Origin of the sequence: Paenibacillus nuruki, from assembly GCF_963311185.1 — a bacterium.
Classification (GTDB): domain Bacteria; phylum Bacillota; class Bacilli; order Paenibacillales; family Paenibacillaceae; genus Saccharibacillus; species Saccharibacillus nuruki.
The window spans coordinates 3,158,229-3,171,460 of the sequence record NZ_OY725677.1 but is presented as its reverse complement, the minus strand read 5'-3'; the positions used below and the strand labels follow the sequence as shown (position 1 = coordinate 3,171,460).

Annotated in this window: 13 protein-coding genes; 12 read left to right on the top strand and 1 reads right to left on the bottom strand. The window is 40.3% G+C overall.

Annotation, left to right across the window (positions count from 1 at the left end):
- Positions 1-11: 11 nt before the first annotated feature.
- From RCP16_RS14180 to RCP16_RS14135, 10 genes are all read left to right on the top strand, one after another.
- Positions 12-686 carry a sulfite oxidase-like oxidoreductase gene (locus tag RCP16_RS14180; protein ID WP_069326651.1) on the top strand — a complete coding sequence of 225 codons (675 nt, stop codon included), beginning with the start codon at positions 12-14 and terminating at the stop codon, positions 684-686.
- A 4-nt stretch (positions 687-690) separates the two neighbouring features.
- A complete protein-coding gene (locus RCP16_RS14175; RefSeq protein WP_069326650.1) occupies positions 691-1,419 on the top strand; it encodes a nucleoside phosphorylase in 729 nt (242 codons plus the stop codon).
- A gap of 263 nt (positions 1,420-1,682) precedes the next feature.
- On the top strand, positions 1,683-3,272 hold the full coding sequence (nikA, locus tag RCP16_RS14170; RefSeq protein ID WP_308642489.1) for a nickel ABC transporter substrate-binding protein: 1,590 nt from the start codon (positions 1,683-1,685) through the stop codon (positions 3,270-3,272).
- Positions 3,269-4,213, top strand: coding sequence for a nickel ABC transporter permease subunit NikB (nikB, locus tag RCP16_RS14165; RefSeq protein WP_137221111.1), 945 nt, complete (start codon positions 3,269-3,271; stop codon positions 4,211-4,213). The genes nikA and nikB overlap by 4 nt, the downstream gene beginning before the upstream one ends.
- Entirely contained in the window at positions 4,210-5,040 is an 831-nt protein-coding gene (gene nikC / locus RCP16_RS14160) for a nickel ABC transporter permease subunit NikC (protein WP_137221109.1), read from the top strand. The genes nikB and nikC overlap by 4 nt, the downstream gene beginning before the upstream one ends.
- A 32-nt stretch (positions 5,041-5,072) precedes the next feature.
- A complete protein-coding gene (locus RCP16_RS14155) occupies positions 5,073-5,909 on the top strand; it encodes an ABC transporter ATP-binding protein (RefSeq protein WP_308640594.1) in 837 nt (278 codons plus the stop codon).
- A 20-nt stretch (positions 5,910-5,929) separates the two neighbouring features.
- Positions 5,930-6,739, top strand: a complete 810-nt coding sequence (nikE, locus tag RCP16_RS14150; RefSeq protein ID WP_273593374.1) for a nickel import ATP-binding protein NikE — start codon at positions 5,930-5,932, stop codon at positions 6,737-6,739.
- Between the two features lie 231 nt (positions 6,740-6,970).
- Positions 6,971-7,981, top strand: a complete 1,011-nt coding sequence (locus RCP16_RS14145; RefSeq protein ID WP_069326645.1) for a substrate-binding domain-containing protein — start codon at positions 6,971-6,973, stop codon at positions 7,979-7,981.
- A complete protein-coding gene (locus tag RCP16_RS14140; RefSeq protein WP_308640593.1) occupies positions 7,971-9,842 on the top strand; it encodes a cache domain-containing sensor histidine kinase in 1,872 nt (623 codons plus the stop codon). The genes RCP16_RS14145 and RCP16_RS14140 overlap by 11 nt, the downstream gene beginning before the upstream one ends.
- Positions 9,843-9,894: 52 nt before the next feature.
- Positions 9,895-11,208 (top strand): response regulator transcription factor, encoded by a 1,314-nt coding sequence (locus tag RCP16_RS14135; RefSeq protein ID WP_308640592.1) that lies wholly within the window; start codon positions 9,895-9,897, stop codon positions 11,206-11,208.
- Between the two features lie 93 nt (positions 11,209-11,301).
- Here the strand turns inward: RCP16_RS14135 and RCP16_RS14130 are convergent, their stop codons facing one another.
- Positions 11,302-11,742, bottom strand: a complete 441-nt coding sequence (locus tag RCP16_RS14130) for a VOC family protein (protein ID WP_308640591.1) — start codon at positions 11,740-11,742, stop codon at positions 11,302-11,304.
- An 86-nt stretch (positions 11,743-11,828) separates the two neighbouring features.
- Here RCP16_RS14130 and RCP16_RS14125 point away from each other — a divergent pair, with 86 nt between their 5' ends.
- Both RCP16_RS14125 and RCP16_RS14120 read left to right on the top strand, forming a co-directional pair.
- A complete protein-coding gene (locus tag RCP16_RS14125; RefSeq protein WP_308640590.1) occupies positions 11,829-12,785 on the top strand; it encodes a helix-turn-helix transcriptional regulator in 957 nt (318 codons plus the stop codon).
- A 144-nt stretch (positions 12,786-12,929) separates the two neighbouring features.
- The gene (locus RCP16_RS14120; protein WP_175425127.1) at positions 12,930-13,097 is read left to right on the top strand and encodes a hypothetical protein; all 168 of its coding nucleotides are present in this window, start codon (positions 12,930-12,932) and stop codon (positions 13,095-13,097) included.
- Positions 13,098-13,232 lie beyond the last annotated feature (135 nt).

Here is a 13,232-nt window from a genome sequence, read left to right as displayed (position 1 = left end):
GAGAGAATAGTTTGAAAAATAAAGCAGAACGGATCAAAAATGCTAAAGTTCCTTTTTCCAAAAATCTATTAGCAGAACAAGCCGATCGCTTGCCACCCGGACAGTTTTTAACAGAAACGTTTCCGATTCTTCATGAAGGTGATGTACCGAATGTGGATACAGACACATGGCAGTTGAAAATATTTGGCGAAGTGGAGCAAGAACAGATATTGTCGTATGCTGATTTGCAAGCTTTGCCCAAGTCACAGATGACGAGCGATATTCATTGTGTGACCCGTTGGTCGAAATTTGATACGCTGTGGGAAGGGGTACGTTTTCGTGATCTGTTAGACGTATTGCAAGTCAAGCCAGAAGCAAAATATGTTATGGTACATGGCGGTAACGATTACGAGACCAATGTTCCACTGGCTGACCTATTGTCTGAACATGTATTGCTAGCGTATCATTATGATCATAAGCCACTGACACCCAAGCATGGATATCCTGTGCGTCTAGTGGTACCGCATTTGTATTTTTGGAAAAGCGCCAAATGGATAACAGGACTTGAATTTATGAAAGAAGACCGCCCCGGATTCTGGGAGCAAAATGGTTTTCATAATGAAGCTGATCCGTTTGCCGAACAACGTTTCTCTGGTGAAGCTTTGCCGATACCGGAAGATGAATGGACAAAAAAGGAGTTTGATTAATTCAATGTTAATGCCTATTTTGCAAATCAATAGTGAAGATGTACCTGAATACGCCATTGTCTGTGGTGATCCTAAGCGTGCTGCTCATATCGCTTCATTGTTAGACAATACACGGGAATTAGCATTTAGTCGTGAATATCGTAGTTTTGTCGGTACACGTGATGGGATCGAACTTGCTGTTGTAAGTCATGGTGTAGGTTCTCCTGGAGCAGCGGTTTGTTTTGAAGAATTGATTCGTGCGGGTGTCAAAACCATTATTCGTGTAGGGACAGCAGGTTCGTATTCTGCGGATCATCCAGCAGGTAGCTTGATTGTCAGTACAGCGGCAGTCCGTACGGACGGCTTAACTCGTCAGCTCGTTCCTGAAGCGTTCCCGGCTGTAGCAGATAGCGAGGTTACCGAAGCGCTATATCAAGCGGCACGTCAAAGTGAGGGCATTGTACAAAAGGGGATTACAGTTACACTGGATGTCTTTTTCAACGGAGTCGAAGAATTTCCACATAAAAAGTATAAACAAGCAGGCGCTTTAGCTGTTGAAATGGAAATTTCAGCACTATACATTATCGCCTCACTACGTGGTATTCGTGCAGGAGCGATTGTAGCTCTAGATGGTTATGCCGATGCCGATCTAGCTGAAGAATATGATCCTAATACAGATACAGTTGCAAATGCTGTTCAACGTGAAATTGAAGCGGCGATTCAAGCAACCGTACAATTAGCAAAACGTGCATAAATGATGAATGATTATTCGTAGAATATGTCAATATAGTATGGAGAAAACCTGTATCTCGTATAACGAGTGCAGGTTTTTTTGGTATTATTTAGGGTTAAATTGTCAATCGTTGTACATACGCTAACAATTAGATTGACAAAACATTTAACCATCCCTATTCTTATTAAATGAATATGATAATCATTATCATGTTTGATAGATAAGAGAGAAAAGGGGTTTTATTATTGAAGTCATTTTATTCTAAAAAATCAGTTACACCGATCATGATCGTATTGGTTGCTATTCTTCTGGTCGTAGCTGGATGCAGTAGCAATCAGAACAGTACAACTGCAACGGATAACAAAGCGGTTCCCAAATCAATCACCATGTCATGGCCTCGTGATATCGGAACAATGAATCCGCATACATATAATCCTTCTCAATTATTCGCCCAATCCATGATGTATGAGCCGTTGGTCAGCTATCAATCCAATGGGAAGCTAACACCTGCCTTAGCGAAGTCGTGGGATATTTCCAAAGACGGTAAAGTCTATACATTTCATTTGCGTCCAAATGTGAAGTTCTCAGACGGGACTCCATTTAATGCTGACATCGTAAAGAAAAATTTTGATGCCGTCTTAAAGCATAAAGATACACATAGCTGGTTAGGAATTGTAGGAGTGATTGACCAGACAGAAGTGGTGGATGACCATACGTTCCGCTTAACGTTAACTGAACCTTATTATCCTGTACTGCAAGATTTATCGGTTGTACGTCCATTCCGTTTCTTAGGTGCAGCTGGATTCCCTGATAACGGTGATACTGCTGAAGGCATCAAAGAACCTGTTGGAACAGGACCGTGGTTACTTTCAGAATATAAGCAAGATGAATATGCTGTGTTTAAGCAGAATCCGAATTACTGGGGAACGCTTCCTGATGTCCAACAAGTTACTATCAAAATCATTCCTGATGCAGAGACACGGGTCGCTGCTTTTGAAAAAGGTGATCTTGATCTGATCTATGGTGAAGGTGTAATCAGTCTGGATGCATTCAATCAACTTCGTGAAAATCAAGAGTATACCACTCAGTTATCTGAACCTGTAGGTACACGTAGTCTATTGTTAAATTCATCTAATCCCAAATTAGCAGATATCAGAGTACGTACAGCGCTTAATCAAGGATTTAATAAAAAAGATATGGTTGAAGGCATCACTTCTGGTCTAGAAGAACCTGCGGATTCGCTATTGTCCAAAAACTATCCGTATACCAATATTGATCTCAAACCGGTTACGTATAATGTAGCATCATCTCAAGCTTTACTGGATGAAGCTGGTTGGAAATTGCCAGCAGGTGGAACCGTACGTGAGAAAAATGGAGAACCCCTAGAATTTGAATTGATTTATGACAAAACAGACCCTATTCAAAAAGCGATGGCAGAAACGATTCAAGCGGAATGGGGAGCATTAGGCGCTAAAGTCAATCTTTCCGGTCTAGAACTGACGGTACAGATCAAGCGCTTAAAAGCGAACGATTTTGATTTGTATTTCTGGTATAACTATGGTGCACCTTATGATCCTCATTCATTTATTAATGTGGTAGCAAGTCCCGGGTTTGGTATTTCGGAGACGCTTAGTGCTGTACCGAATAAAAAAGAATTGGATCAGCAGATTCGTGCCACATTATCTTCAACAGATGAGACCAAGCGTCAAGAATTGTATCGTTCGATTTTGACAACATTACAAGAACAATCAGCGATCGTACCTATTTCGTATATTAAGAAAACAGCAGTTTATCATAAAAATATTGCCCAATTCGTATTCCCGGCTAACCGTGATGAGAATCCATTCTCCGGGATTACATTGAATGCCCAATGATTGGTTATATCGGTAGACGAATCGTCGCTATTGTACCGATCGTTTTTATCGCTACACTGATTACATTTGCTTTAATTCATATTTCGCCTATTGATCCAGCCGAAGCTTATTTGACAGCCGCTCATATCTATCCGACAGATGAATTGTTACAGCAGAAAAGGCATGAATTTGGACTGGATCGTCCGTTACTTGTGCAATATGTCCATACCTTAGGGAATATCGCTACCCTTGATTTTGGCAAATCATATCTAACCAATCAGCCTGTCTGGAATGAAGTGGTCTCCAAGCTTCCTGCTACTGCTGAATTAGCCTTTTGGAGTATGTTATTTTCAGCATTAGTCAGTATTCCACTAGGAGTATTAGCCGCTGTTTACAAAAACAGTTGGATCGATATGTTAAGTCGTATTATTGCTTATCTCGGTGCTTCGATTCCGCAATTCTGGCTAGGTTATCTATTGATCTTCTTCTTCGCGGTAAAGTTAGACTGGTTACCTGTAGAGGGACGTGGGGATTGGAGAAATCTAGTATTGCCAACAATGACATTATCTATGGTGCTAATCGCAGTATATACAAGGCTGTTACGTGCGAGTATGCTCGATCAGCTTCAAGAAACATATGTACAATACGCACGGATGAGAGGATTGCGAGAACGAGTCATTATGTTAAAACATGTTCTCAAAATGGCAATCATGCCTCTGATTAGCGGAATGGGCATCAATTTAGGCAAGTTGTTAACTGGAACCATTATTGTAGAGCAGGTATTTTCATGGCCTGGATTCGGTCGTTACTTTGTAGAAGCGATCTTTAATCGGGATATTCCGGTTATTCAATGTTATATCTTTTTTGCCGCTTGTTTGTTTATTCTATGCAATTTGTTGGTTGATCTAGTGCAATTGTATATGGACCCGCGAATTTCATTGAAAGGACGGGCGAAACGTTGATCAAAAGATGGAAAGCTATATTTTTAGGGCAAAAAGCGATTATGATCTGCTCTATACTGATTATTATTTTTTTTGGAGCTGCATTGTTAGCGCCATGGATTGCTCCTCATGATCCGATAAAAGTAAATTTATTGCAAAAGCTCAAAGACCCTTCAGCAGAACATCTGCTAGGTACCGATCATCTAGGAAGAGATACCTTATCCAGACTGTTGTACGGTGCACGTATCTCTCTTGGATTTGCAACGGTGATCTTCATATCTTCTTTAGGCATTGGTCTTATTATAGGCGCATTGGCTGGTTATATGGGTGGTTGGATCGACAGTATATTGATGCGTCTGTGTGAAGGGATTATGGCTTTTCCCAATCTGGTACTTGTGCTCGGAGTGGTCGGAATCTTCGGTCCCGGACTGATGCAAGTATTGCTGGCACTGATGTTAGTACAGTGGGTATATTATGCAAGGGTTTGCCGAAATATGGTCGTTAGTTTGAAGCAACAAAACTTTATAACAGCGGCACGCATTAGCGGATCTTCTTCATGGAAAATCATTTACAAACACATTATTCCTAATATACAGCGACCTATTATTGTAATCGGTACATTGGAAATGGGCTGGGCGATTATGGATATCTCTGCTCTTTCTTTTCTAGGGCTGGGTATACAACCTCCTCATGCAGAATGGGGCGCTATGATTCATGAAGGAACCAGCTATATTCGTAGTCATCCTGAATTAATGATCTATCCCGGTATGTTTATTCTTGCAGTCGTAGTAACTTTTAATATTCTCGGTGAAGCTTTGTCAGAAAAATACGGGGTCAAAAGACGTTAATCGTGCATAGTGGTATACAGAAGGAGGCACATATGACAGCGGGCACAGATCATGTATTAGAAGTGGAACATTTACAAGTACAACTGAAATCAAATGCAGGTCTTATCCCTTTACTGGAGCCACTTCACTTTAAACTTCAAAAAGGACGTATTCTTGGGATTGTTGGTGAAAGCGGTAGTGGTAAATCGTTAACTTGTCATGCTATTTTACGCTTACTTCAACCACGCCAGATGGAATGTTCAGGTACGGTTCGGCTCAATGGACGTGATCTGGGAACTCTATCAGATAAAGAAATGCGAACGATACGTGGTAAAGAAATAGGGTCTATTATGCAAAATCCTATGAATGCTTTTACCCCTGTCTATACGATTGGATCGCAATTTGTAGAAACATTACGTACTCACACTCGCATATCCAAGCAACAGGCGATACAGCAAGCTATCAAAGCGTTAGCCAGTATGAATCTTCCTGATCCGCATAAGTTGTTGAAAAAGTATCCATTTCAGCTAAGTGGAGGGATGTTGCAACGAGTGATGATCGCTATCTCAATGTGTCTCAAACCGTCATTACTTATTGCAGATGAACCGACTACAGCGCTTGATGTTGTGAATCAGTTGCAAGTTCTGCGTGAACTGGATCGACTTCGTTATGAATGTGGAACTTCAATAGTACTGGTATCTCATGATCTTGGCGTTATTTCTCAATTGGCTGATGAAGTGGTTGTGATGTACAAAGGACGGATTGTAGAGCAAGGAGAAGTGACTCAGATCTTTGACCAACCTCAACATGAGTATACGCAGATGTTGCTTCGGTCACGTCCAACAGCGATTATGGATCGTTTGTCTTCTTCAACAGCTATTGAATTGTAGACGATAAAGGAGGGGATGACTTGTTAGAAGTAGCCAATATCAGCCATCAGTATGCGAATCGTAGTCATTGGTTGCGCCGAACACCACCTACTCCCGTATTAAATAACATCTCTTTTACTTTAGAAAAAGGTTGTTGTCTGGGTCTGCTTGGGATGAGTGGAGCAGGGAAAAGTACACTGGGCAACATTATACTAGGTCTGGAAAAGCCGACACAAGGACAGATTTTATTTGAAGGTCAGGATCTATATCGTGTGAATACACCCACACGTCACCGCATACGACGGGACTTACAGGTTGTTTTTCAAGACTGTTATTCTGCGGTGAACCCATTGATGACAGCTGCACAGATTATTGGTGAACCGCTAGATAATTACGAGAAGCTGACATCTGTACAACATAAGCAACGGGTGACGCAACTGCTGGAGCAGGTTGGACTTCGTGCTGAAGATGGCAACAAGCGTCCTCATCAGTTTAGTGGAGGGCAGTTGCAAAGAATCAATATTGCTCGAGCCATTGCACTGAATCCCAAGTTAATCGTGTTAGACGAGTCGGTTAGCAGTCTAGATATGGTCAATCAAATGCAGATTTTATCTTTATTAGCTGAATTGAAAAAAACGCATCAATTATCGTACTTATTTGTGACTCATGATATTCGAGCAGCTATGACAATCTGTGATCGTGTGATGGTAATTGATCAAGGTGAACTGGTCTATCAAGATGATATGCACCAATCCATGATGCAATCGAATCATCCAGCTGTGCAAAAGTTAATCGCTGCGATTTTGCCTGAACATCCGTCAGAACGTATTGTATTTGACCATCAAGTGTAAGAAAGATCAATCAGCAATAAAGAGTACAAAATGAATATAGATAGAAGAGGTCACTTTTTCGCTATGATTGCGAAAGAGTGGCCTCTTTTGTTAAATAAAGAATGCTAGGGAGAACACAAAGTTAATCGTTGCAAGCACTTCTAATTAAAGCGTTTTCTTAATAATTGATTTGAGTTATATTAGATCATATGAAGATTGTGCAGGGAATGGATCTGGAGGGAATATCGAATTATGCGTAAAATGCTGTTGATCTATATGATTTTGATCGGCGCTCTGATTATTTATATTATGCAATATCGATTAGACGAGAAATCTGCGGCTTGGACAGAGCAGGGATTAAAGGGGAATATTGACGAAAATTATGTCATGGTTACTTTCCAATCAGGCATGGAATACTGGAAAAGTGGACTCAAAGGATTTGAAGATGCTGCTGAAGCGCTAAATGTATCGGTTGAATACCGTGGAGCGACTCAATATGATGCTCGTGAGCAAGCACTTGTGTTGGATCAGATTATCGCCAAAAAGCCCGCAGGAATTGCTATCTCAGCTATCGATTCACCAGCTCTTGTAAAGTCAGTTAATAAAGCGGTAGATGCAGGTATTCCTGTCGTGATGTTCGATGCAGAAGCTTCGGGCAGTAAAGCGTACTCTTTTCTGGCGACAGACAATACCAATGCAGGCACGACAGCCGCTGATCAGATGGCAAAGTTAACGAAGCATCAAGGTAAAATAGCGATTATCACGTTAACCAATCAACAAAATCATAAAGAGCGTACACAAGGATTTGAACAAGAAATAAAAAATCGCTATCCTCAGATGAAGATTATTGCAGTAGAAAATCATGAAGGAGATGCCGTCAAAGCAGAACAGATTACGACCCAATTGCTACGTCAATATCCTGATCTCAAAGGTATATTTATTACCGAAGCGACTGGAAGTTATGGGGTAGGACGAGCGGTAGAACAGTCTGGACGTACAGGTTCAAGTAAGCCTGTCATTATTAGCTTTGATACTAATAAAGAAACGTTAGATATGATCAAGTCAGGTACAATCAATGCCACGATCGCGCAAGGAACATGGAATATGGGGTACTGGTCGCTACAATACTTATTTCATTTGCATCATGGATTAACGGTTCCTGCTCGCTCGCTAAGTGGAATTGTATCCCCTGTACCTGTTCGTGTAGATACCGGAATCTCTGTGGTTACTCAAGAAAATGTGGCTGATTATTATGCGAAATAAATGGATACGTCGATGGTTACAAAAAGATTGGCGGTACTGGCATCCTGAAAATTTACCTTTGCGTCATCAATTAATCGTTTTGTTTCTGATGGTAGGTATTTTGCCTGCTATTTTACTAGGCATCATGGTGAACTGGACATCCAATCAAATTATTGAGCGTCAGGTAACTGCCAATACGATGCAATTAATTAACAAAGTCAACCAAACGTTAGATACTTATATGGAAAATATGCAAAGTATCACTTATCTGATTAGCTTTGACCGTAATGTCGATCAATTTCTAGCCGGTCAATCGTTAAACAAAAATGATGCTTCCGATACATCAACCTATCAGATTCGGCAGTTTTTGCAAGGATTCACTACTGTTTATTCTGAGATTGCAGGGATCTTAATTGTAAATACCAAAGGCGATTATATCAGTAATGAACTGTACGCTAGATATAATCGAAGTCTGACGCAAGAAGAATGGTATCAACAAGCGATCAAGCAAAAAGGGATTTTCACCATTATCGGACATCCATCCGGTCGTAATATTACCAGTCATGCTAATTATGGTGAGGATGAAGTAGTCACAGTCGTACGTTCAATCAATGACCCCACAACAGGTAAAGTGAAAGGGGTTATTTTGATCGATCTCAAATTAAGAGTCATTGCTCAAGCTGCCAAAGATGTCACTCTGGGCAAAACAGGGTATCTGATGGTAACCGATCCGAGTGGACATGTTATCTATGCACCATCAGACACTTTTATGCAAAGTATTCCTGCGAAGTTGGCTGCTTCCTTGCGCCAGTCTGAGAATGTATTTACAGAAGAAATACAAGGACAGCAATTGCAATTTATTTATCGGACATCATCATATACCGGTTGGAAAACAGTAGGTGTCTTTCAATTTAGTGAATCCGTCGCCGAAGCGCGCACGATTCGCTTTTATATCGTTATTTTTCTATTTTGTGTGTGCTTTACAGGGCTAACTGCTTCCTATGGATTAGCGAGCTCAATTTCTAGACCGATCTATCGACTGTCTTCGTTAATGCAAAAAGCGGAATCAGGTGATATGACGTCTCGTTATATCAGTAATCGGCGAGATGAAGTTGGAATGCTGGGTCGTAGCTTCAACCGGATGATGAATGAGATTCGTAATCTTATCTCACTGAATCAGCAAAAAGAGCAACAAAAACGAGAAGCCGAATTACGTAGTCTACAAGCTCATATTCGTCCACATTTTCTATACAATACATTAGACACAATCCATTGGATGGCGCAAAAGAAAGGTGCAGACGATGTATCAAGTATGGTCGATGCACTATCCAAACTTTTCCGTATTGGACTAAGTCGTGGTAGTGATATGATCACCCTTGCAGAAGAAGAACAGCACATCGTCAGCTATCTCCAAATTCAGAAAACTCGTTATCGTGATCGACTGCAATATGATATCGATATACAAGAATCTGTTCATAACGTATATGTGATGAAATTATTGCTACAACCCATTGTAGAAAATGCAATCTACCACGGCATCAAAGCCAGACGTGGCCCTGGAAAAATTCATATTTCTGCTGAACAACAAGAAGATAAATTAGTCTATACGATCAGCGATGATGGTGCAGGCTTCAGTGAAGAACGATTGATTCAAATACAGCACCAACTGGCTGAACCGCTCGCATGGATCGGACAACAAGGCCCAGAACCGACAGGTAGCTACGGATTATTAAATATTCAAGCCCGTATCCACCTCGCCTATGGAACAAGCTACGGTGTCCAAATCTGCCCACGCCCAGAAGGCGGCACAACCATCCAAGTCACCCAACCACTGTTATGGAATATGCCCAGCGCTTGGCACCAGAAGCGCGACCAAGTCTAATGAAAAAATGATTTTTGCAAAGCAAAATAGAAAGTAAAGGAGACGAGCATAAATGAGTGCGGTATATAACGTATTGATCGCTGATGATGAGCCGATTATTCGTGAAGGGATTCGAGATTGCGTCGATTGGAACAGTCTGGGGATGATCGTTACCGCAGAAGCAGAAGATGGAGAAGAAGCATTAGAAATGGCGATGGAACAGCATATTGATATTTTGCTTGTGGATATGAACATGCCTTTTTTAGATGGGATTTCGCTGATGAAGCGATTACGTACTGAACGACCACATTGCCGATTTGTGATTATTACCGGACATGATGAATTCAAGTATGCGCAAGAAGCGATTCGGTTAGGGGTCAAAGATTATATTCTCAAGCCTGTGGATCCTCTTCATCTGTATGATGTGCTTCACCATATACGCACAGAAATGAACGGCTCTTTACATCAAGAACAATATTTGAAATTAGCGACCGATCAAATACAGAAAAATACGTCATTGTTGCAAGAACAGTTTTGTCTGGATTGGTTAAGTGGCAGACTTCATCATGATGAGATCAAGCAACAGTTATCCTTTTTGCATTTACCCGTAAGATTACCAGACACATTGACATTAATTCGCTGGTCTGGTCATGCCGAAGGAAGACCGATGCTCAAAGAACAAGATAAACAATTAATGCTGTTTGCGATTGGCAATATTGCTGCTGAACTGTTACAGCCTGCTCCGCTTGTCATTTGTAGAGAATCATCAGGATTACTGGTGATCTGTACATGGAATATGGAGCAAGAACATGATGATTCCCCATCGATCCATCAGTATGAGCAACAAGCCGATGAGATGATGACTGTGGTGAAAGACTATATCGGTCTACATGTTCAGGTACATCTACAACCTGTAGCTAAAATAGAGCAAGAGATTCATATCGAAGATAGGCTAACCGATCTTTCTGTCTATTCAGAACCATCTGTAGATTACAGTCAAGTGATGACACATGCTTACCGACATGCCAAATTACAATTGGATGGTCAATCTCGTTTATCTCCATTGGTGAGACGCGCAAGAGACTATATTCAATCTCATTATCATAATCCCGAGTTAACCTTGGAAAAGTTAGCAGAAGTATTGCAAGTATCTCCCACATATCTAAGCCGTCTGATGAAGCGTGAACTAGGTCATTCTTTTATCCATGTACTGGTACAAGTTCGCATACAAAAAGCAGTCCATTTACTCAAAGAAACCGATCACTCTATTTTAGATATTGCGCTCCAAGTAGGTTATGATTCACAACATTATTTCAGTACCGCTTTTAAAAAAATGATCGGCGTATCGCCTAATCAGTATCGACGTGAAAAAGTAGAGAATCAATGAAAGAGCTACTCAATCATAGTAAGCCAAAAGACCTTCTGTATATGCGTTGAAGGTCTTTTGGCTTTTTCTAGTTTTCGGATAATGGTAAAGTTTTTATTTTTCTTTCACCAGTTGAATAACCACTCCATACGGATCTTCGACAATAGCATACGCTGTGGAAAATAAGTTCGGCGCAAGTGGAATAATAATACGGGTCTGCGGATGCTCAATAAGTCGATTGTACAATGTACTGATCTCTTCTTGGGAAGCAGAAGTAATACATAATGAAAAGTTGGTACCTAAGACTAATTGCTTGGCATCACTCATTAATTCATCTGCGATCATCAACTGACTGTCTCCAATATTTAATACAGAATGAGCGATCCAATCATTCTCGCTTGCTGGATACGTATACGTAGGGTCTAGCCTTTCTGTAATTTCTTGATTGGTAATGCAGAATACAACTTGTGCTTGAAGATGATTTTGGTAAAAAGAGATAGCTTCTTTGGCTTTGCCATGTAGAGATAAAAACGTACTTACTTTTAATTGAGACATAGGTTTCACTCCTTTATTTGAATATCTTTAGTGTATGGTAGAATAGTGTCAAAACATGACACCATTAAAAATGAAAGGAATCATTTATGAATAAAAATGAACGTTTGATTCAGCAGATGATCTATATTAATGCTAAAAAGCAATTTAATCTTAGCGATCTTATCGAAACATTTGAGATATCAAGAAGTACAGCGTTACGGGATATTGCTTCTTTAGAAGAGTTAGGTGTGCCATTGTATTCGGAGAAAGGAAGTCATGGCGGTTACCGTATATTATCCAATTCCCTATTACCACCGATTTATTTTAATACTAACGAATTACATTCGATTTTCTTTTCGCTACAACTATTGAAAGGATTAGTCAAAACGCCTTTTCAATACGATTACCAAGAGATCAAAAGCAAATTATTAGCGACTTTACCTGACAAGCAAAAAGAGCAGATGACCGAAGCCGAACAATGGATTCAGTGGGTAGGTGTAGATCAGCAACAAGAAGTACCGTTGATTGTAGAATTATTTGCTTCGATTATTGCTAGACAAGTGATTGAAGTGGATTATCATCGGTATCAGCAAGATATTCGTGTTATTCAGCCGCTACGGTTATCCATATGGGATGGGCACTGGTATTGTTTAAGCTGGGATCTGAATAAACAAGCTTTTCGAAATTTTAGATGTGATTATATTCAAAAGCTACATATCACCGAGAAGCAAGCTATCGATTGGACAGCAGAACAGATTCACACCCTAGCGACAGAGCAGTTTAACGTCCAACGTCCGCTCACTTTTAAAGTTAAAGTGAATGCAATCGGTATCGAACACTTCCATAAAAAAAGCTATTCTAATATGTCTTTGCAACAGGTTCATTCTGAAAATGATTTAGAACCAACAGAGCATTATATCGTTGGAACGTTTGGCGAAAGTGAGATTTCTTTTTTGGTCGAGTACTTTTTGGGGTTTGGTCAACATATTGAAATTCTTTCTCCACCTCTATTACGAACTTCGTATCAGCAATATGTTCAAAACATATTAGCTCAGTATGAGTAGTCCTTTATTAGAGGTCGTCTATTCGGTTGTCTAAAATTTTAAAGAGTGCAAGTAAATAGCGATTCACCGATCACATATCCGTGTAATAATGCTCACAAGATGATAATGCGTACCGTACAGGGCGCTCAAAGGAGATCACGGACAATGGACGAAAATCGTAATGTAGATGTGGATAAAAAAGAGGTACGTGTAGAACGTAAATCGGATTCAAGTATGGTCGCGTCGACATTTATTAAATATGCTGCATATATTATTATTTTGGCAATTGTGTTATGGTTCTTAGTGAAGTATATTTTCCCTATGTTCTCATAAACATATCTTATCGGATTAGCAATCCATATTATAGCGCAACAAAAACGGAGGAGCCTGTCACCAAGGCTCCTTTTTGCTGTTTTTTGGGTTATTTTGAGCTAATTTAGCCTAAAATGATGAATTTAAGGGCAGAAG